The following is a 20209-nucleotide window of genomic DNA, read 5'->3' as shown; positions in this document are numbered from 1 at the left end:
ATCCGCATATCGCATGCGAGACGGTCTACGCCGACAGGTGACCGTCCGTCAGTAAAACGGCAGATCCATCACCCCAAAGAGCAAATGTCAGTAAGTGCCTATTCCTAAAGATTCCAGCGACGTTTGCCCAGGTCAGAAATCGAACGCCGAAGTCAGGGGTTGTCGGCGAGCCGAACCCTCACCTTGATCTGTGGGGCCAGAGGTGGCCGCCGGACCCGGCCGGAGGCAGCCGGAATGGAGTCGCTCCGCCGGCCAGAGACCGTTACGGTGCGCCATTGTGGATGCTGAAGATCCGAAGGACTTGGTCCGGCGTGGGTACGATCTGCTGTCCGCGCATTACGAGCGGGTGTTCAACAGCGAGACGAAGTACGGATCGTGGATCGAGGAGTTGCTCGGGCGGCTCCCGGAGGCGGGCGTGGTTCTGGATGTGGGGTGCGGGACAGGAGTCCCCGTGGTCCGGTCGCTCGCCGCAGCGGGGCACCGTGTCACGGGCGTCGACATCAGCGACGTCCAGGTCCAACGGGCTCGGGAGCTGGCGCCGGAGGCCGAGTTCATTCGAGCGGACGCCACGACCCTGGCGTTCCCGTCGGGGACCTTCGACGCTGTGATCTGCTTGTACGCGCTGATCCACATTCCTGTCGAGGAACAGCCTGCCCTGCTGGGGCGGATCGCATCGTGGCTGCGGCCGGGAGGCTGGCTTGTGGTCACCACCGGGCATCAAACCTGGACCGGGACCGACGAGAACTGGCTCGGTGGCGGGGCTGCGATGTGGTGGAGTCAAGCGGACGCGGACACGAACCGGTCCTGGCTGCTGCAAGCCGGTTTGGAGGTATCGCACGAGGAGTTCGTCCCCGAGGGCGACAGCGGCCATATCCTGTTCTGGGCACGGCGACCCGGGAGCTGACGGGCCGTGCGGGGCCTGACAGAGTGGTCGCGGGGATGTGCGCCGCGGACGAGACCGGGCCCTGGTGGTGGACGTAACCGTGAGAACGATCAGTCCCGCTGGGCTTCGCGGGACGCCGGCTGGCCTGCCCGCCGGGGCAGAACCACGAAACCCTAGAACACGGCCCGGCCGGGATTCGAGCGGGGCAGGAGAGGGTCGGTTCATCCCGTCTGAGGCAGTGAGGCGATCCAGCGGCGAACAGGATGACATCCAGCGCCAGCAGACACGCCACCACGATCGACGTGCCGTTCGAACGATCCGACCGACCAGCCCGTCGAAGGAGTGATCGTCAATTCCTGTGGATCGCTGAGCCGTGGTGGTGGCGGGATGGTGCTCTGGACACGTGCCGGCCGGTCCGCGATCCCGTGTTGGCTCGTAGCTGTCAGTCGGCTGGCAGGACTTCCAGGCCGAGCGCTTTGAGTTGCTCGACGACCGCGTCGTGAGGGTCGGCGTCGGTGATCAGTCCGCTGACTTTCTCCCAGGGCAGGACGCGGAACCGCGAAGCGGTGCCGATCTTCTCGGAGGAGGCGAGGATGTAGGTGTCCGCGGCCCGTGCGGCCAGGGCGCGCTTCATTGCGGCCTCCTCTGCGTCTGCGGTGGTCAGTCCCGCTTCGGGGTGCACGCCGGTGACGCCGAGCAGGCAGAGGTCGGCGGAGATGTTCTGCGCGGCCTCGACCGCGGCGGCACCGCAGGCGACCGCCGAGTGCTTGAAGATCCGGCCTCCGAGCAGGAAGAGTTCCGCCTGCGGATGGTCGAGCAGGGCCGCGGCGATCGTCGGGCTGTGGGTGATCACGGTGCAGGCCAGGTGTTGCGGGAGTGCGTGGGCGACGGCGAGGGCGGTGGTGCCGCCGTCGAGGATCAGGGTGTTGCCCGGCCGCACCAGGGCGGCGGCCGCCGAGGCGACCTTCCGTTTGCCGTCTGGGGCCACGCTCTGTCGGGCGGCGTAGTCCACCACCGCCGGCGAGACAGGCAACGCGCCGCCGTAGACCCGCTGGCAGAGTCCTTCGGCGGCAAGATCGCGCAGGTCACGTCGCACACTGTCCTCGGAGATCCCCAGGTCGGCGGCGACGTCCTTGGCGACGATCTTGCCCTCGCGGGCGAGCAGACCGAGCAGGTGGTCGCGCCGTTCAGCAGCCAGCATTCGTAATCTCTCCTGTTCTTGCACGTTTCTGCATGTATCGTAGCGCGTATGCCCGACAAGCCCATGCTCATCCTCATCGCCGGCCCCTACCGCTCCGGCACCGACGGCGATCCGCAGGCCATGGCCGTCAACCTCGCCCGCCTCGAAGCCGCCGCCTGGCCCGTCTTCGCCGCCGGCCACCTGCCCGTGATCGGGGAGTGGATCGCCCTGCCCGTCCTGCGCTCAGCCGGCGCGGGCCCCACCGACCCCCTCGCCGACCAGGTCCTCTACCCGACCGCCGACCGCCTGCTCACACACTGCGACGCTGTACTGCGCCTGCCCGGCGACTCCGCCGGAGCCGACCAGGACGTCGCCACCGCCCGCCGCCTCGGCCTGCCCGTCTACCACGACGCGGCCGAGATCCCCCGCCGCACCCCGCGGGAGACCGCGTGAGCAGCCGCCCGGGCATCTACACCCCCGACCACCGCGGCCGCACCGGCCTCGACCAGGCCGGACGCGGCCTGGACCGCAACCCCGACATCCGGGTCCGCGACGTCGAGCTCACCTCCCAGGGCTGGCACGTCCTGCGGCGCACCACCTTCGACTACCGCCGCCGCGACGGACGCTGGGAGACCCAGCAGCGCGAGACCTACGACCGCGGCAACGGCGCCGTCGTCCTGCCCTACGACACCGAACGCGGCCGAGTCCTGCTCACCCGCCAGTTCCGCTACCCGGCCTACGTCAACGACCACCCCGACGGCATGCTCATCGAAGCCGCCGCAGGCCTGCTCGACGCGGACGACCCGCCCACAGCCATCCGCCGCGAGAGCGCCGAAGAACTCGGCGTCACCCTCGGACCGCTCACCCACATCCTCGACGCCTACATGAGTCCCGGCTCCGTCACCGAACGCCTCCACTTCTTCGCCGCCCCCTACACACCGGCCGACCGGACCGGAACCGGCGGCGGACTCGAGGAGGACGGCGAGGACATCGAGGTCCTCGAACTGCCCTTCGCCCAGGCCCTCGCCATGACCCGCGAGGGACGCATCACCGACGGAAAGACCATCCTGCTCCTGCAATGGGCAGCCCTGGACGGGCCCTTCGCCCCAACGAGCGAGCGCTGACAACGCCGCCACTGCCTGGCCAGCCGGGTCACGGTGGCCGGTGACAGGCCGGCCGCCGAGCCGAGGAACTGGTCCAGCGCAGGCACGAAGCCCCCCGAGGACAAACCGTGCAGGTAGAGCAGCGGCAGCACCTCGCTCACCTTCGGAGACGGCGGAGGCTCTGTCGCCGAGGATCTTGCACCGTGACGCGACCGCGGATAATGGCCGTGGCCGCGGGCCGGCGGCGCCGGCGGCCTCGATCGATGGAGAGGCAGAGGACGGATGACCCTGAAGGAAGGCCAGCGCGTCAGGTTGGCCGAGGACCTCGGGATCGGTGAGGCGGTCGCCGGGGAGCCCGGGGCCGTCGTCGGGTTCCTCTCACTGGGATCCGGGATGGAGGGCACCGTCGAGCGGGTGGACGGGGAACTCCCGGAGAGCCATGAGGTTCGCGAGTACCAGCGGCTCAAAGCGCTGTTCGAGGACTACGGGCACACCATGCCGGTGGCGAGCCGCGAGCGCCTGGAGGCGGAGATCGCCGCGCTGGAGCCGCAGTGGACCGCGCACCGGGAACGGGGGAACCGGGTGACGGTCCGGGTCCGGCTGGACAACGGCTTCGTCCTCGACAGGGCGGACCAGGACATCCTCACTCCACTGTGAGGGAGGACGTCTCCGGGGCCTTCGTCGGGACGGGCGGCCGCCCGGGTGCTCGTACGCCACGCCAACTGACAAACGATGGACGGGCGTTGCGAACGGTGCGGTGAACGGCGCGAGCCGCACCGTCCATCGTTTGTCTGTCGGCGCGGCGCATCGTTCACCACGGCGCGGGACACCGCCCGCGCCACCCACCGAAGGCACACGGAATCGAGGGAACCATGCGTACCTCCGCACGCTTCGCGGCGCTGGCTGCGGTAAGCGCCATCGGGCTCGGCACCATCGCCACCGGCACCGCCCAGGCCGCCCCGGCCACCACCCAGGCGGCCCGGAGCACCACGGTCCACCTGCACAACGGGACCGGCTGCTCGCTCTACCGGACCGGCTACGCTCTGGCCCACGGCATCTGGACGCAGGGCCAGGAGCCGCCGCAGACCCTGGGGAACACCGGCGACGCCACCTTCCAGTCGGAGAGCAACGGGTTCCTGACCGGCACCGAGGGCTGGGCGACGTTCAGCACGTACGGCTGCGAGGAAGGCTGGCGCAACAACAACACCGTCCAGCTGCACTGGGCCAACCCCTACACCGGTTCCAACAGCTACGACGAGAATGGCACCAGCAGCGTCTTCCGCACCACCCGTGAGAGCGGCTCCGGCGACAACGCCGACGTCTACTGGGGCGTGTGGAAGAACTGATCCCGGCCGTCGGGCACCGCCAGGGTCGCGCAAGCGCCGCCAGATAGTCCAGGATCTGTCCGGCCCCCGCCCCCCGGCGCCTGTATCGGGTGATCCGGCGCCTGTACCGCCGCACCGCTCGCCGCACGCCGCCGCATGAAAAGCATGAGAAGACGGTGCCCCGCCACTGGGTGCCGAACGGCCCGGGCCGTTCGGCACCCGCCGGCCGGCACCGCCGGGAAGCGGAGGAACCCGGGAACACCTCCACCACGCGCTCACCGCAGGTGCCGCAGCGACCGCCGAGCGCCGCACCAGCCCCCTCCGGCCCGGTAATTCGATGGCGCGCTGCGCGCCGAACCCCGAGCCTGGTCACCGTGTCAGAACCCAAGCATCGGATCCGCGCCCTCCACACGGCCACCACGGTGACCGTCTACCAGGCGTACCCTCCGGAGATCGGCCTGCCCGCCGCACAGGACGGCCTCTTCCCGGCTGCCTGGAAGAGGGACCGAATGACGTGGATCAAACCGTCGTTCCTGTGGATGATGTACCGCTGCGGATGGGCGGGCAAGGAGGGCCAGGAGACCGTCCTCGCGGTCGAGATCACCCGCGAGGGCTTCGAATGGGCCCTGGCGAACGCCTGCCTGGCCCACTACGAACACGGGCTGCACCCCGACCGCGCCACCTGGAAGCGCCAGCTGAAGCGGGCCCCGGCCCGGGTGCAGTGGGATCCCGAACGCGATCTGCACCTACAGCCGCTCCCCCACCGCTCCCTCCAACTCGGCCTCGCCGGCGAGGCCGCCGAGCGCTACGCGGAGCAGTGGATCGTCTCGATCGACGACGTCACCGCACTCGCGCACACGGTCCAGGCCCAGGTGAGGGACGGGGCTCTGGATGCCGCCCGGCAGCTCCTTCCCGTCGAGCGCCCCTATCCGGCGGACGACGCGCTGCTGAACCACCTGTGCGGTTGAGCCGGTCCCGAGCGCTCGGGGCCACGGGCTGCTCGTTCCGTCGCCGTCCACCAGGGCAGCTCGCGACGGTCCGAGACGTGGTGCACCATCAGTTGACACCGGGGCCGGGGTAGCGTTGCCCGGTCCAGCCGCCGGTGGTCAGCCGTCGGCGGCGAGGCGGTTCAGCCACTCCCCCAGCAGATGCTGCTCGGCGCCGCTGAGCGTCGTCTGTTCGGGCAGTGCGGCGCGCAGGGCGCGGGCTGCGCCGGCCGGGCCCGGCTCGTTCACGGCCGGCTGCCGGTTGGTGACGGCGGCGACCATGCACTCCCGAAGGGTGGTCAACAGGGCCGGGTCGCGCCGGTCCCGGGGCAGGGACAGCCAGGTGAGCACGGCGCCGCGCGCCGTGGCGTGGATGATCTGGGCCGCGAGTTCCTCGTCGACGCGGAGCCAGCCGCCGACGGCGAGGCGTCGGATGCGGCCCATCAGGATCTCCATGCCGGCCTTGAAGGCGGCCGAGGTGGTCCCGGTGGGTTCGGTGTACATCAGCGTGTACAGCGCGGGGTTGGCCAGACCGAACTCGACCGCGACGTCCCAGCCGGCTCTCAGGTCCTCGATCGGGTCCCGGGGGTCGGGGTCGACGTGCTTGGTGGCGAGGAACGCGGCGAAACCGTGCTCGGCCACGGCGTCGAGCAGCCCGTCCTTGTCGCCGAACAGCCGGTAGATGGCCGGCGGCTGCAGGCCCGCCGCATCGGCGACCGCGCGGGTGGTGACCGCGTCGCGGCCCCCGCGCGTCAGCAGTCCGATGGCGGCCTCGATGACCCGCTGCCTGGTCTGCTCCCGGCCCGGGGAGGCGGGGGCGGACTCAATGGTGGACGCGGTGGCGGTGGCGCCGTCCCTGTCGCGTGAAGGCGATGGCATGAATCAACGATACCGCACCACTGGTTCCATCGTTATTATCAGTGATACCTTTAAAGTGTTTCCACTGGAACCACCTCGTCGCGACACGGGAGCACATCATGATCATCGTGACCGGAGCCACCGGACAGCTGGGGCGTCAGATCGTCGAGAGGCTGCTGACGCGCGTACCGGCGGCACGCATCGGCGTCAGCGTCCGCGACCCGCAGAAGGCGCAGGACTTCGCCGACCAAGGGGTACGGGTGCGCCAGGGCAACTTCACCGACGCCGCCGGCCTCGCGCACGCCTTCGAGGACGCCGCGCAGGTCCTCGTCGTCTCCGTCGACAAGATGGGCGAGGAGTGCGTCAGGCAGCACCGCACCGCGATCGAAGCGGCCGTCACGGCGGGCGCCCGTCGCATCCTCTACACCAGCCAGATGGGGGCCGGCGCGACGTCGCGCTTCCAGGCCTGCCGCGACCACGCCGCCACCGAGGAGGCCCTGCGCACCTGCGGCGTGCCGTTCACCTCGCTGCGCAACGGCTTCCACGCCACCAGCGCGGCGCACTTCCTCGGCAACGCGGCACAGTCCGGCCGGCTCGCGCTCCCCGCGGACGGGCCGGTCGCCTGGACCGCGCACGCCGACCTCGCGGACGCAGCCGCCGCCATCCTGGCCGACGAAGGCCGCTTCGACGGCCCCACGCCGCCGCTCACGGGCCGACAGGCGCTCACCTTCGACGACATCGCCGCCATCACCACCGAGCTCACCGGCCGCACCGTCACGCGGACCACCGCCCCCGACGACCAGTTCCGCACGCAGCTGACGGGCCAAGGCGTCCCCGCGGAAACCGCCGACCGGTTGCTCGGCATCTTCGCCGCCAGCCGCGCCGGCGAGTTCGCCGCCACCGACCCCACCCTGGCCGACCTGCTCGGCCGCGATCCCGTCACCCTGCGCACGGTGCTGCGCGAGCAGCTGTCCGAAAGCTGATCCACCGAGGGCGCCGGGTGCCGGATGCCGGTGCCCGGTCCTGGCCGCTCGGCGGCGGTCGGGCTTCGGGCCGCCGTCCGCGCCCCGCCTACACCGCCGTCCGGGACCACCTCCCGGACGGCGGCCCGGACGGCAGGGCACCCCGCTCCTGAGGGAGCGCCCCGGGTGTGCCGGCCCAGCGGAGTCGCCCGGTCAGGAGACGCGCTTCAGCTGCCAGGCGTTGTTGTTGAGGCTCGGGTTCGACCAGGCGACGCAGCTGCTGGTGTAGTACGAGCCGGTCTGGACCCAGCCCGCCGGCGGGTAGGTGGTGGAGCAGGCCTGGACCACGGTGCCGACGGGCAGTCCGGTGAGCTGCTTCATCTGCTTGATGTTCGGGCTGAAGCTCTGCGTGCCGCAACTGCTGCTGTAGCCCCAGCTCACGTCGACGTAGCCGGCCGGGGTGAGAACGCTTCCGCACGAGGTCGTGACGTCGCCCGGGGCGGCCTGGGCGGGCGCGGCGGTCAGGGCGAACGTCGCCGCGGCGCCGGCGATGGCCATACAGGTGCGAAGACGGATCATGGGCGAAAGCTCCTTCTGATCACGGGTGGGTGGCCGATCAGGCCGTGGAGCCATTCCTACGGTTTGATCACCGGCTTCGGATAGCGGCTTTCAGGCCTAAAGGCCCCCCGGGCAGGACGGCGTCCGGGCACCGGAACGGCGGCGTGGCAGGGGCGGCGTTGTGGTAAAGGGCGTTGTGGTCGACGCCGTCGGGCGGGACTGCGGGGAGTTGCGGATCCGCTCCGCCGCGGGGGTCCGGACGCTCCGGGCATCGGGATTTCTCCTGCGGTATGCGAACTTGTGCGGTCGTATCCGAACTTGATGCGATTTCCGGCCCTTCACCTGTCACACACACCAGTGAATGCGCCCCGAAACCAGGACGTGGACGACCGGTTGTCGCTCTCCTGGGGGTCCTGTCCGGATCGGGCAGATGTCCGCCGACCATGAGAGTGGGGATCAGGTGGGGACGAGAAGGAGAAGGAAGGGCGTCGCGCGGGCCGCGGTGCTCGCCGCCGCGCTGTGCGGCGGCGGGGCGCTGACGGCGCCGGCGGCGTTCTCGCAGACGGAGGACGGGACGGTGACGGTCCGGGTGATCCGGGCCGTGGACTCCTCCGGGGTGTGGACGCCCGCGCTGGAGCCGGGGCTGGCGGGCGTGAAGGTGACGCTCACCGGCGAGGCGCGGGCCCACGTCGAGGGCACCACCGGGGCCGACGGGACGGTGACGCTGGCGCCGCCGCGGAGCCGGGAGCACGGCGGCACGTACCGGGTGCAGGTGGTGAATCCGAAGCCGGGCGTGCTGTTCCCGGCGTTCGCCTCGCGGCAGGGGCTGGACGGCGCGCCGAACCAGCTGAGCTCCAACGAGGAGTTCGTCGACCTCTCCGACGGCAAGAACGTCTCGTACACCACCGGGCTGTGGTACCCGGGGGACTACTGCCAGCAGAACGCGCCGCTGGTGACGACCTGCCAGAACACCACCTGGGGAGGCGGCGCGCAGCGCACGCTGGTGTCGTTCCCGTACCGCGCGCGCGGCCAGGACGGCGTGGACGTCAACGTCACGAACCTCGCCACCGACGCGCAGACGGGCACGCTCTACGGCATCGCGTGGAACAAGGCCGACCGGCGGATCTTCTCCTCGGCGGCGGCCAAGCGCACCACGGACTACGGCCCCGGCGGCGCCGGCGGCATCTACGTGACCGACCCGGCGCAGGGGCGGACCACGCTGTTCACCACCGTCCCGGACGCCGGCAGCACGGCGCACGGACCGGGGACGGACGACGCGTTCCTCGTCGCGCCGGGCAAGGAGAGCCTCGGCGGCCTCAAGGTGACGAACGACGGCAGGGACCTGTTCGTCGTCAACCTCAACACCCGCACGCTGTACCGCTACGACGCGACCGCGCCGACGGCCGCGCAGCCGAGGGGCGTCTACCCGGTCCCGGACCCGGGCTGCGCCTCGGCCGGGGACTGGCGGCCGTTCGGCCTGGGCCTCCAGGACGGCGTCGGCTACCTCGGCGGGGTCTGCTCGGGCGAGTCGACGGGCAAGGCCTCGGACCTGCGGGCGGTCGTGCTGCCCTTCGACCTGGCCACCGGCCGGTTCCGCGCGGCCGTGCTGGACCAGCCGCTGGACTACCCGCGCCAGTCGACCGTCGGATCGGGCCCGTGCGACGGCGCGGGCTGGTTCCCGTGGACGAACACCTACCCGACCACGCAGAACGGCCAGACCTGCGCCGGTTTCCGCGCGCAGCCGGAGCCGGAGCTGGGCGAGGTCGGATTCGAGACGGACGGCTCGATGCTGCTGGCCTTCCGCGACCGCATGGCCGACCGGGCGACGGGCCAGTCGGGGTCGGGCGCGGCGGTGGGCGAGGTGCTGTCGGGCGGTGACCTGAACAAGGCCTGCCTGAGCGGCGGCACCTACGTGCTGGACGCCAACACCGGCTGCGGGCTCTCGCCCCGGGGCGCCCGCTTCTTCGACACCAGCCGGATGGGCGTCCACCACAACGCGGCCTACGCCGGGATGGCGCTGTCCAAGGTCGAGAACACCATCGGGACCTCCGGGTTCGACCCCAACAGCACGGCCTTCGGCTACGGCACGTCGTTCGTCCAGCGCGACGGCAGGCAGGACCCGGCGTTCGGCCTGCGGCTCAACCCGGCGAACGTGCCCGCGCCGTTCGGCAAGGGCGCCTCGATGGGGGACCTGGAGGTGCTCTGCGACCAGGCGCCGCTGCAGATCGGTAACCGGGTCTGGTACGACGCCGAGCACAAGGGCATCCAGAAGCCGGGCCAGCGCCCGGTAGAGGGCGCCACCGTCCACCTGTACGACGGGCCGGGGAAGCTCGTCGGCACGGCGCGGACGACGGCGCGCGGCGAGTACTACTTCGACGACTCGAACGTGGACGGCGGGCTCAAGCCGCACACCAAGTACACGATCCGGCTGGACAACCCCGCCGACTTCGCCGAGGGTGGCCCGCTGTACCAGTGGGTGCCCACCCGGCACGACGTCGGCGACAACCCGTTCATCAACTCCAAGGGCGTCGTCCCGCCGGGCGGAACGTACGCCGAGCGGGAACTGACCACCGGCGGGCCGGGCCAGGACGACCACACCTTCGACTTCGGCTTCCGGCCGCAGGAGGGCGCGCTGACGCTGGTCAAGCACGACCAGGACGGCAGGCCGCTGGCCGGGGCGACGTTCCAGCTGTGGCGCTGGAACGGCGGGCCCAGCTGGCCGCAGACCGCCGGCGGGCACCAGGACTCGCCGGTCGGCGATCCCTGCACCACCGGGGCGGACGGCATCTGCCGGATCGTCGTCGGACCGGGGACGTACTACTGGGTGGAGGTGAGCCCGCCCGACGGCTACGCGGCGCCGGCCGTCACGGTCTTCGGGCCGCTGGTGCTCACCTGCGAGACCCTGGACGACGGGATCACGGTGACGGTCGTCAACCGGCTGCTCCCGTCGGCCGGTTCGGGCGCGGCCCCGTCGTCGCCGGATGCGGTCTCGACCCCGACCCCGGCACCGACCCCGGCACCGAGCCCGTCGTCCTCGGTGGCGGCGGTGGCGTCCTTGTCGCCGCCGTCGCCGCCGTCGCCGAGCGCCTGGCCGTCCCGGCCCGATGAGCGGCCCGGCGGCGCGCTGCCGACCACCGGGGCCGGCAGCGTGCTGCCGCTCGGCGTGACCGGTGCGGCGGCGCTGCTGGGTGCGGGCGGCGTGCTGGTCGTGGTCGCGCGCCGGCGCGGGGCGCGGCACGCGTAGTGGAACCAGGCCGGGCCCGTGGCGAGTTCGACGGCCACGGGCCCGGCCGGGCGGCCCGTACGGCTTCACCCAGGGCAGAACGCCACTCCCTTCCCCTGGTGCCCCGGATCCCTAGGCTGGAGGGGTGAGCACTCATGCGCCGAACGAAGCCCGCGTCATCCCCCTGCGCCCGCACACCTCGTCGCCCGGTTCCGGCGGGGCGACCCGCGCCCCGCAGCGGCCGGCGGGAGCGTCACCGGCGCCCGCGCCCGCGCCGAGGGAACCCCTGTGGCGCGACCTCGTCGGCGACGCGTTGCGCCGCGAACGGCTCGCCCAGGAAAGGACGTTGAAGGACGTGGCGGAGGCGGCCCGGATCTCGATCCCGTACCTGTCGGAGCTGGAGCGCGGGCGCAAGGAGGCCTCCTCCGAGGTCCTCGCGGCCGCCGCCCGGGCCCTCGGGTTCGGCCTCGCCGACCTGCTCTCGCTCGCGCAGGACGAACTGACCCGGCACACCCGGAGCCAGGTGGGCCTGGGCGCGGTAGGCCGAAGCCGGTTGGACCGGAGCCGCACGTCGCCCACGGCGCAGTACGACGGGCTCTGCCTCGCCGCCTGATCGGACCTGCCCCGACCGACGGCCGGTACGACGGTGGCGCGCCCCGCCGTACCGGCCACGCCCGCGCGGAGTCAGCCGAACGCGAGCCGTCGGCTCAGCACCTCGTCGGCGAGCCCGTAGGCGACGGCCTCCTCGGCGGTGAACACCTTGTCCCGGTCCATGTCCGCGCGCAACGTCGCCACGTCGTGGTGCGTGTGCCGGGACAACACCTCCTCCACCTGCGAGCGGGTGCGGACCATCTCCTTCGCCGCGAGGCTGAGGTCGGACACCGTCCCCTGCCGGCCGCCGCTGGCCGGCTGGCCGAGCAGCACCCGCGCGTGCTGGAGCACGAACCGCCGCCCGGGGTCTCCGCCGGCCAGCAGCACCGCCGCCGTCGACGCCGCCTGACCGACGCAGAACGTGGAGATCGGCGCCTGCACGAACGTCATCGTGTCGTAGATCGCCATCAGCGAAGTGAACGATCCACCGGGCGAGTTGAGGTAGATCGAGATCTCGCGTTCCGGGCTCTCCGACTCCAGGTGCAGGAGCTGCGCGATGACCACGTTGGCGACCCCGTCGTCGATCTCGGTGCCGAGGAAGATGATCCGCTCGTTCAGCAGCCGGCTGAAGACGTCGTAGGAGCGCTCGCCCTGCGCGGTCCGCTCGATGACGTAGGGAACCGTGTACGACCCCATGTCACAGCCCCATCCGTCGGCGCGACGCGGCCGGGCGGATGTCGGCGACCGACTCCACCACCCGGTCCACGATCCCGTACTCCCTGGCCTGCTCGGCCGTGAACCAGCGGTCCCGGTCGCCGTCCCGCGCGATCGTCTCCTCGCTCTGCCCGGTGTGCTCGGCGGTGATCCGCTCGATGGCCTTCTTGGTGAACTGGAGGTTCTCCGCCTGGATCTCGATGTCGGCGGCGGTGCCGCCGATGCCCGCCGAGGGCTGGTGCATCATGATCCGCGCGTTCGGCAGCGCGAACCGCTTGCCGGGCGCCCCCACGGTGACCAGGAACTGGCCCATGCTGGCGGCGAACCCCATCACCAGCGTCGAGACGTCGTTCGGGATGAGCCGCATGGTGTCGTAGATGGCGAGCCCCGCGGTGACCGACCCGCCGGGGCTGTTGACGTACAGGCTGATGTCGGTGCGCGGGTCCTCCGCCGACAGCAGGAGCAGCTGCGCGCACACCCGGTTGGCCGACACGTCGTCGACCTGGGTGCCGAGGAGGACGATCCGCTGGGCGAGCAACTGCGCCGCGAGGTGGTCGTCGAAGCGGCTGGGCGGCGTGCCGCCCTCCTCCGCGCGGGGCGCGAGCGTGGTGAGGGGAGTCATCCGGTCTCCTTGTCGAGATGCCGAGGTGTCGAAGTGTCGAGTCGAGGTGTTGAGGCGGGCTTGCCCTCGACTCCACTCTTGACCCCGGGAGACCTCCGGATGCGTTTTCTCTGCCCGCCGCAGATTCGCCACGGGCAGAGGCGACGGCCCGGGCCCGGCGGCGCACGGCCCGGCAGCCGGCCGGGAGAGCCCCCGACCGGCCGCCGGGCGGGACGGTCAGAGCGGCAGGCCCTGCCAGCCGCCGAAGGTGGTGGGCGTCGTGCCCGCGCGGTAGTAGACGCGGCCGTCCGAACCGATCGCGAACACGTGGAGGACGCCGCCGCCGTCGACGAGTGCGGCCGGGTAGTCGAGGACGGTGCCGCCGAGGTCCTGCCAGGTGCCGTAGCCGGAGTTCGGGGCGGTCTGGGCGGTGGTGCTCACGCCGCCGCCGCGGTTGCGCTCGAACAGGACGACCCGTCCGCCGACGGTGGCCGCCGCCGGCTCGCCCACTCCCCCGTCTCCGCCGAGGGGGGCCGGGGACTGGCTCCACTCGCCGCCGGGCCGGGTCTGGTAGCTGACCAGCATCGCGCCGGTGCCGGCCTCGCGGTAGGCGAGTTCGATGCGGCCGTCCTGGTCGAGCGCGGCCTTGGGCGGGCTGGCCGGACGGGCGCCCGGAATCGGGCCCGGGCCGCCGAAGGCTCCGTTCGGGGCGCCCTGCCACCAGCCGAGGATTCCGGTGCGGGTGCTGGCGAACACCTCGATCGCCCCGACGCCGTTGCGGATCGCGGTGACCGGGTCCTGGAGGTCGGTGCCGCCCAGGTCCGTCCACGTGCCCGTCCACACCCCGCCCGAGGTGGTCTGCCAGATGCTGCTGAGACCGCCCCCGCCGTTCTTGACGAACAGTTCCAGCCGCCCGTCCTGGTTACCGGCCACCACGGGCACGCCGACCTGGTCCTCGTTGCCGAGTCCGGTGTTGGGGTTGCCGTGGTCGGCCCAGCTGTTCCACCACCAGCCGTTGGGCGCACCCTGGGGCAGGGAGATGATGTGGTGATCGGTCAGGCGGCGGGCGAAAACCTCCAGCCGGCCGTCGGCGTTGGTCCCGACCGCGATGCCCGGCGCCAGTCGCCCGCCCGGGTCGGCCATCCGCACCGGACCGCCCCAACTGCCGTCCGCCTGGCGCCAGTAGGTGTAGAGGACGCCGGCCCGGACGACGAAGACCTGAGGCCGGCCGTCCTGGTTCAGCCCGGCCCAGGAGGTGCCCCGCGACCAGCGGTAGTACATCCGGGAGAACCAGGCGTCGGAGTAGTTCCCCGAGTGGTCGTGGCTGGCGTACTCGGAGACGAACACGCCCTTGGCGCCGGTCGTCGCCGGGTCGAGGTTCACCGGGGAGTCGCTGATGTTGTAGTCCCGGTAGTTCACCTGGATCAGCGGGCCGCCGTACAGCAGGGCCGCCTGGCCGGCGAACTTCGCGGCGGAGACGTGGTCCGAGTGGTCGCCCGAGTAGCGGCTGTCCGGGAGTTCGTCCTGGGCCCGGAGCACGGTCGGCTGGTACGTCACCATCAGCTGCCGCAGCACCTCGACGACGTCCGCCGCCGTGTAGGTCGACGGCCCGGACAGCGGGCTGCCGACCGGGACGACCGTGGTGTCGGTGCCGCCGGCCAGGACTGCGCCGAGCCCGGCGTCGTGCAGGTTGAGGAAGATCAGGTGCACCGGGCGGCCCTTGAGGACGTACCGTTCGACCTGCTTGCCCGCGACCGTCCACGCCTCGGCCGTCCAGTGCCCGACCTCGTCGGTCGCCGGGTCGGTGTCGCCGACCCCGGTCATCCGGGAGTAGGCGTTGATGGCGCCCATCTGCCGGTTCCAGGTGCGCAGCGGCTCGCCGGCCGTGTCCCAGCAGGACGTGGCGCACGGGTCGCCGGTCGCGTTGCCCGCGGTGACGAACACCGTGACGGACGGGGTGCCGATGGCGAGCGCGTTGGACAGGTCCGGGTTCATGAACAGGATGTCGTCGTCCTCGTGCGCGACGACCTGCATGAACAGCGGCCCGGAGGGGGCGGCCGGGGCCGCCCCCACGGCCGCGGCCGCGCGGGTCGCGGTCCCCTTGGCCAGGACGGGCGCGGCGAGGGCGGTGAGCGCGACGGAGGCGAGGAGTTGCCGTCGTCCGATTGCCATGTGATTCCCCCCAATTCGAGATCGGCATGTGATCACGCCAGGACGAGGTTAGCGCATGCCGGGAAGGCAATACCCTGGACCGCGTCGCGCAAATTGCCAGCGGGGGAAGTCAATTGACGCATCATCAAATTACTTCAACCGCTCCCCGCCCCATCGGACCCCTTTCCGGACGAGCCCGTTCCTTTCGGAGATGGAATCGGCCCAGCGAGCGATAAGACGACAAGCCGAGTCCAACCCGTGCGGCCGGGTGGGGTAGGAGACCGGTCCGTGCGGCCGGGTGGGGCAGGAGGCCGGTCGCGCGAGGTGACGGCGTGTCGGCAGATCCCGCCGGTCGGTCCTCCCGAGCACCCGGCGGCGCCCCGCGGCGGTCAGCCGAGCGAGTCCACCAGTTCGGCGATCGCCGTCAGCGGCTGGTGGGCCGCGAGTTCGGCGGCCAGGTCGGCGGCGTTGGCGCGGTAGGCCGGGTCGGCCAGGACCAGGTCGACGGCCTCGCGCAGCTCCGGCTCGCCCGGGCGCCCGGTGCGCAGGTCGATGCCCACACCGCGCCAGGCCACCCGGGCGGCCACCTCGGGCTTGTCCTCGCTGCCGCCCGCGACCACCAGCGGCACCCCGAAGGCCAGCGCGGTGTGGACACCGCCGTAGCCGCCGTTGCTGATCAACACGTCGGCGTGCGGCAGGAGCCGGTCGAACGGCAGGTAGCCGGCGGCCCGCACGTTGTCCGGCAGGCCGCCGAGCGCCTGCGCCAGCAGCTCGGGCCCGTCCGGGCGGACCGTGGCCGCAACCACCAGCAGGTCGGGGCGGTCGGCCAGCGCCCGCACCGCGGGGACCAGCAGCTCGGTCAGGTCGTCATTGGCCAGGGTGCCCTGGGTGACCACCACGACCGGGCGGTCGGAGGCCAACTCCGGCCACCACTGCGGCAGTTCCACCTCGTTCCGGTTCTGCGGCGCCAGCGCGCCGATGTAGCGCAGCGAGGCCGGCGCGTCGCTGCGCGGGTACTCGAACCCCGGGACGGTCAGCTGCAGGTAGTGGTCGGGCCCGGTGACGGCGGCGTTCGCCCGTGGCCCCGGCGGCAGTTCGGCCCCGACCCCGGCGAAGACCTCGGCCGCGTACTGCCGCAGCGGCTCACCGCGCAGCGCCGCCTCGGCGTTCAACTCCCGGTTGCGGGCCAGCCCCTCCGGTCCCGCCTGGGGCGCCAGCGCAAGCCCGAAGGGCGCGGTGTCGACACTCTGCAGCATCGGCGGGGACACCCCGATGCCCACCACGGCCGGCCGCTCGCCGCGCGGATGGGCCAGCGCCAGAGCCACCGCGCCGTGGAAGAAGCAGTCACCGAGCACGACCGTGGCCGGGAACTCCGCCAGCAACGCGCGCAGCGCCCGGTACTGCGCGGGCACCGGGTCGATGAAGATGTTCCGGGCGTCGAAGGCCAACCGCTGTGGCCCGGGCGGCAGTTCGGCCCGCCCCGGGAAGGAGTCGTTGATCCGGCGGTCGTCGAAATCCGCCTCCGGCGGCAGGGCGACGAAGCGCGCCCCGGTCTCCTCGGCGGCCCCGGCGAACCGCGCCCCGCCGAGGAAGACCACCTCGTGCCCGCGCGCCACCAGGTCGGCGGTGATCGCCAGCATCGGCGCGGTGTGCCCGTGCGCGGGCATGGCGGCAGTGATGATCCTGGACATGTGAAACCCCCCATAGTCGTTCGTCGGCCGGTCCGTACGCACCCCGTGGTCGCCCCCGCGCACCCGGCCCACAGCGCAGGCTAACCCACCACGCCGCGTCCGCCCGGCACCGACACCGGCGGCGGGACGGCGGGGCGGCGGGGCCAGGCGGGGCGGCGGGGCGGCGGGGCCAGGCGGGACGGGCGGGACGGGCGGGGGTGCCCGTCCCGCCGGCTCGTCAGGCAGTCAGGCAGTCAGGTCCTCAGGTCGTCAGCTGGCCGGCTCGTCAGCCCCGGTCGTCAGGAGACCACGTCAGCCGGGCAGAGCCGCTGGGTGCCAGGGCGTCCGCGCACGGTGGCGTCCACGCAGCCGCCCGGCAGGCCGTCGTGGACGGTGGTGCCGAAGTTGGCGGTGACGGTCAGCGTGCCGTCGCCGAAGACGGTCCGCTGCACCAGGTGGTCGCCGGTCAGCCAACGGAAGGAGGTCAGCTGCTGGGCGCCGGCCGCCTGGTGCAGCGGCGCGAAGTACTGCTGCAGGGCGGCCAGTTCCCGAAGGTTCTGCCCGTCGTGCGGGTCCTTGTCGCTGAGCACGAAGTTGAGCGGGGTGTTGTCGAGCATCGCCAGCAGCGCACGCGTGGTCTTCTGCTCCGGCAGCTTGCTGAAGGGCAGTTCCCAGCGTTCGACGTTGACCAGCGAACCGTGCAGCGCCGTCTCGTACAGCGGCACCCGGTACCGCGGGTCGTACATCGCCTTCAGGGCGGCGGCCACCCGGGCCTGGTGCTCGGGCTTGAAGTCCGTGGTGCGCACCGGCTTGAAGAAGGTGGCGGCGGCCTGTTCCGGGGCGTAGCCGCCCCAGGCGCCGTCGTCCTTGGGGTCCTGCGGCCCGTTGTCGAAGTGCCCGGACTCCATCGCCCACAGCCGCCCGTCCACCGGGGTGCCCGAGCCGTGGTCGAAGGCCAGCACCTGGTTGGCCCAGGAGCCGGCGGACTCCGAGCCCAGGACCAGCGGGGCGGGCCGGCCCGTGGACGCGTCGTACGAGCCGTCCGTCAGGCGCCGCATCCGGGCGAGCCGGTTGGCGCGGTCCTCGTCCATGGTCATCGCGTGGCCGGGGTCGAAGTCCTGGAAGAGCTCGCCCGCCGCGTCCACGTCGAGGAAGTAGCTGTCGGCCCCGTTGGCGACCAGCGAGCGGGTGCGGTCCGCGAGGTAGTGCTGCTGCGGCTCGGCCTGCTCGAACGCCTGCGAGCTGAGGTAGCAGCCCTTCTTGTGGAAGCCGGGTTGCGGCGTTCCGTCGGCCCTGAGGACGCAGAACCGGGGGTAGACGTCGTCCGGCCAGACGGAGTTGGGGGACGAGTCGTCCGTCTTCTGCTGGCCGTTGGCGAAGGAGTCGTACGGCCCGACCAGGTAGCCGGCGGCCTCGGCGGCCTTGACGTCCTCGCCCGTCATCGGGGAGTCGTCGGAGTCGTAGCCGAGCCAGAGCCGGGAGACGCCCAGTTCCTTGAGCCGGTCGAGGTAGGCGGGCCGGCGGGCGCCGCCCCAGGCGTAGGCGTGGAAGGCGCCGAGCAGCTTCGCGGTCTGCGGGTTCTGCTTGATCTTCTCGCTCAGGCTGCCCAACTGCCCGTGCTCCGAAAGCCAGTTGCGGTAGTCCACGGCCGGGGCCACCGGGGAGCCGTCGGTGAGGGAGAAGGCCACGGTGTACGCGCCGGTGCCGTTCCCGGCGGAGAATCCGTGCTCGGCCGTGGCCCGCAGCCGCCCGTCCTGGGAGGCGAACGTCAGCGACGTGCCGATGTCGGTGGGGACGATGTAGCTGACGCCGGCCCGGCCGGAGCGGAGCGTGTAGCCCCACATCGGCATGGACAGCTGCGAGCTCAGCTCCTGCTCCTCGCCGACCAGCGCCCCGTCGGAGGAGTTCCAGAACGGGTCGTCGACGGGAACGGACAGCCCCTCGCCGCGCGGGAGCTGGACCTCGGCGGCGGCCGGATCGGTGGCGGTCACCGGCCACCGCACCGAGGTGTCGCCACCGCTCCCGGTGAGGGCGGTCCCGGTGAGGGTGACCAGCAACCGGCCGTGATCGGCGCGGACTTCGGCCCGCAGGCCCTTCTCCGGATACGACCAGGCGGCGCCGCTCGCCGTCCTGACCGGGGCGCTCGCCCTGCCCAGTCCCTGGGCTGCCGGAGCGGACAGCAGGACCACCCGCCCGTCCTCGGTCCGGGCCTCGGCCCGCAGCGTGGCCGCGTCGATGGTGGCGGTGCCGCCGCGTACCGGCACGTCGACGCGCCCGTCATGGACCCGCACCCGCATCGGCGAGGCGGAGCTGCCGGTGGCGCTCGCCACGGTTGCGGACACCAGCGCGGTGGCCATGGCGAGGACGAGAACGGCGCGCGGAACGTGCCGGCGGGCGGGGCCCGCAAGGGATGACGTATGAGTACCGGTGTGCATGACACAGTGATACGGAGGACTCCTAAGAAGTCCTTAAGAAACGACCATTGACCACCGGTCATGCTGACGCGGCACCCGAGCTTGGACCTGCTGGTCCGGCGGTCCGGCGGTCCGGCAGAGCGCTCGGTGGGGCGAGGGACGGCCGTCAACGCCTCCGCAGATCGAGCGAGACGACGGTCAGCCGACGCAGTTCCTCCGGGGCGTCCGGGTGCCTCCCGTCGGTGACCTCCGAAAGGGTTCCGAACGAACCGGGGTAGACCATGACAGAAAGGCCTTCCTGGACAAGACACGCGAATATTGCGGACTCCTCCAGAAAGTACTGTGCGGACATTTCGACCCGCCTCTCCAGGTCGGCCTCGGCAAGTTGGCCGGAATGCCTGGTGTGGAAGCTCCGCCCGAACGCGTCCACGGACTCCCGGAAGTTCCGGTCGGCCCGGTGGTAGTCGGTGAGGCTTCGATGGTGCTTTGCGTAGGAATCCCACCGCTGTACTTCGGAGCAGCGCAGGAACGTGAATTCGGTCTGCTCGCGTTCGGCCGCGAACAGGGCCCGGGTGTCGGCGATGAAGCGGTCGCCCAGGGCCAGCGCCCGGGAGAGCGCCTCGTCCTCCGGCAGGCCCCGGGTGGACGCCAGGGTGATCCGGTGGATGCTGTCCCCGACCAGCACCGTGCAGCGGGGGAACCGCCTGGCTATCCAGCGGAGCATCGCGGCGATCTTGCCCGGAGCGAAATTGCCGTTCTCCAGACTGACGCCGAGGAAGCACTGCCCCTGATCCGCCAGTCCGGTCCGCCGGGCCGGAGGGGAGACTGAGTCAACACTCGCCTTGTAGGAGGTTTTCGGTTGATTCTCGGAAATTCCTGATATGCCGACAGGAGTCTGTTCGTAAGGAGGCATGCGAAAACCCCTCCGGGCCATCGAACGAGTGAGCGACGATCGGTACGGGGTCGACGTTAGATTTTGTCTGACTGATC

18 protein-coding genes and 1 pseudogene are annotated in these 20209 nt (G+C 71.8%); 9 read left to right on the top strand and 10 right to left on the bottom strand.

The features are described from left to right. Positions 1–277 precede the first annotated feature (277 nt). Positions 278–904 (top strand): class I SAM-dependent methyltransferase, encoded by a 627-nt coding sequence (locus AC07AL_RS32145; protein ID WP_363586902.1) that lies wholly within the window; start codon positions 278–280, stop codon positions 902–904. 421 nt (positions 905–1325) lie between these two features. Here AC07AL_RS32145 and AC07AL_RS32140 read toward each other — a convergent pair whose 3' ends face one another. Continuing rightward, positions 1326–2084, bottom strand: a complete 759-nt coding sequence (locus AC07AL_RS32140) for a DeoR/GlpR family DNA-binding transcription regulator (RefSeq protein ID WP_363586944.1) — start codon at positions 2082–2084, stop codon at positions 1326–1328. A 48-nt stretch (positions 2085–2132) separates the two neighbouring features. On the opposite strand from AC07AL_RS32140, the gene AC07AL_RS32135 reads away from it, so the two are divergent. Then, entirely contained in the window at positions 2133–2516 is a 384-nt protein-coding gene (locus tag AC07AL_RS32135) for a DUF4406 domain-containing protein (RefSeq protein WP_478319125.1), read from the top strand. Then, the gene (locus AC07AL_RS32130) at positions 2513–3187 is read left to right on the top strand and encodes an NUDIX domain-containing protein (RefSeq protein ID WP_478319124.1); all 675 of its coding nucleotides are present in this window, start codon (positions 2513–2515) and stop codon (positions 3185–3187) included. The genes AC07AL_RS32135 and AC07AL_RS32130 overlap by 4 nt, the downstream gene beginning before the upstream one ends. 5 nt (positions 3188–3192) lie before the next feature. Here AC07AL_RS32130 and AC07AL_RS32125 read toward each other — a convergent pair. Beyond that, positions 3193–3336 (bottom strand): annotated as a pseudogene (locus AC07AL_RS32125) (IS256 family transposase); the annotation flags it as partial. 112 nt (positions 3337–3448) lie between these two features. On the opposite strand from AC07AL_RS32125, the gene AC07AL_RS32120 reads away from it, so the two are divergent. From AC07AL_RS32120 to AC07AL_RS32110, 3 genes are all read left to right on the top strand, one after another. Then, on the top strand, positions 3449–3823 hold the full coding sequence (locus tag AC07AL_RS32120) for a hypothetical protein (RefSeq protein ID WP_478319122.1): 375 nt from the start codon (positions 3449–3451) through the stop codon (positions 3821–3823). A 215-nt stretch (positions 3824–4038) separates the two neighbouring features. Beyond that, a complete protein-coding gene (locus AC07AL_RS32115) occupies positions 4039–4512 on the top strand; it encodes a hypothetical protein (RefSeq protein WP_363627652.1) in 474 nt (157 codons plus the stop codon). A 353-nt stretch (positions 4513–4865) separates the two neighbouring features. Continuing rightward, complete coding sequence (locus AC07AL_RS32110; RefSeq protein WP_478319121.1) at positions 4866–5459, top strand: DUF4291 domain-containing protein; 594 nt, start codon at positions 4866–4868, stop codon at positions 5457–5459. A gap of 138 nt (positions 5460–5597) precedes the next feature. Here AC07AL_RS32110 and AC07AL_RS32105 read toward each other — a convergent pair whose 3' ends face one another. Beyond that, complete coding sequence (locus tag AC07AL_RS32105; RefSeq protein ID WP_400806604.1) at positions 5598–6356, bottom strand: TetR/AcrR family transcriptional regulator; 759 nt, start codon at positions 6354–6356, stop codon at positions 5598–5600. Positions 6357–6454: 98 nt separating this feature from the next. On the opposite strand from AC07AL_RS32105, the gene AC07AL_RS32100 reads away from it, so the two are divergent. Continuing rightward, on the top strand, positions 6455–7318 hold the full coding sequence (locus AC07AL_RS32100) for an NmrA family NAD(P)-binding protein (protein WP_400806607.1): 864 nt from the start codon (positions 6455–6457) through the stop codon (positions 7316–7318). A gap of 192 nt (positions 7319–7510) precedes the next feature. Here the strand turns inward: AC07AL_RS32100 and AC07AL_RS32095 are convergent, their stop codons facing one another. Then, on the bottom strand, positions 7511–7876 hold the full coding sequence (locus AC07AL_RS32095; RefSeq protein WP_363586909.1) for a hypothetical protein: 366 nt from the start codon (positions 7874–7876) through the stop codon (positions 7511–7513). Between the two features lie 409 nt (positions 7877–8285). On the opposite strand from AC07AL_RS32095, the gene AC07AL_RS32090 reads away from it, so the two are divergent. Together AC07AL_RS32090 and AC07AL_RS32085 are read left to right on the top strand one after the other, a co-directional pair. Continuing rightward, positions 8286–11099, top strand: a complete 2814-nt coding sequence (locus AC07AL_RS32090) for an SdrD B-like domain-containing protein (RefSeq protein WP_478319120.1) — start codon at positions 8286–8288, stop codon at positions 11097–11099. A 124-nt stretch (positions 11100–11223) separates the two neighbouring features. Further along, positions 11224–11691: a helix-turn-helix domain-containing protein gene (locus AC07AL_RS32085; protein ID WP_478319119.1), complete on the top strand. Its 468-nt coding sequence runs from the start codon at positions 11224–11226 to the stop codon at positions 11689–11691. 71 nt (positions 11692–11762) lie between these two features. On the opposite strand, the gene AC07AL_RS32080 is transcribed toward AC07AL_RS32085, so the two are convergent. From AC07AL_RS32080 to AC07AL_RS32055, 6 genes are all read right to left on the bottom strand, one after another. Next, positions 11763–12365 carry a ClpP family protease gene (locus AC07AL_RS32080; RefSeq protein ID WP_331745151.1) on the bottom strand — a complete coding sequence of 201 codons (603 nt, stop codon included), beginning with the start codon at positions 12363–12365 and terminating at the stop codon, positions 11763–11765. A 1-nt stretch (position 12366) separates the two neighbouring features. Then, entirely contained in the window at positions 12367–13005 is a 639-nt protein-coding gene (locus AC07AL_RS32075) for an ATP-dependent Clp protease proteolytic subunit (protein WP_363623848.1), read from the bottom strand. Between the two features lie 216 nt (positions 13006–13221). Further along, positions 13222–15156 carry a DUF8189 domain-containing protein gene (locus tag AC07AL_RS32070; RefSeq protein WP_478319118.1) on the bottom strand — a complete coding sequence of 645 codons (1935 nt, stop codon included), beginning with the start codon at positions 15154–15156 and terminating at the stop codon, positions 13222–13224. 368 nt (positions 15157–15524) lie between these two features. Then, a complete protein-coding gene (locus AC07AL_RS32065) occupies positions 15525–16826 on the bottom strand; it encodes a glycosyltransferase (RefSeq protein WP_363586914.1) in 1302 nt (433 codons plus the stop codon). Positions 16827–17104: 278 nt separating this feature from the next. Next, positions 17105–19162: a glycoside hydrolase gene (locus tag AC07AL_RS32060; RefSeq protein WP_363586915.1), complete on the bottom strand. Its 2058-nt coding sequence runs from the start codon at positions 19160–19162 to the stop codon at positions 17105–17107. Positions 19163–19385: 223 nt separating this feature from the next. Continuing rightward, complete coding sequence (locus AC07AL_RS32055) at positions 19386–20132, bottom strand: tRNA-dependent cyclodipeptide synthase (RefSeq protein ID WP_363586916.1); 747 nt, start codon at positions 20130–20132, stop codon at positions 19386–19388. Between the last annotated feature and the right edge of the window lie 77 nt (positions 20133–20209).

This window comes from Kitasatospora sp. NPDC043949 (assembly GCF_056435365.1).
This window is presented reverse-complemented; position numbering and strand designations above follow the sequence as displayed.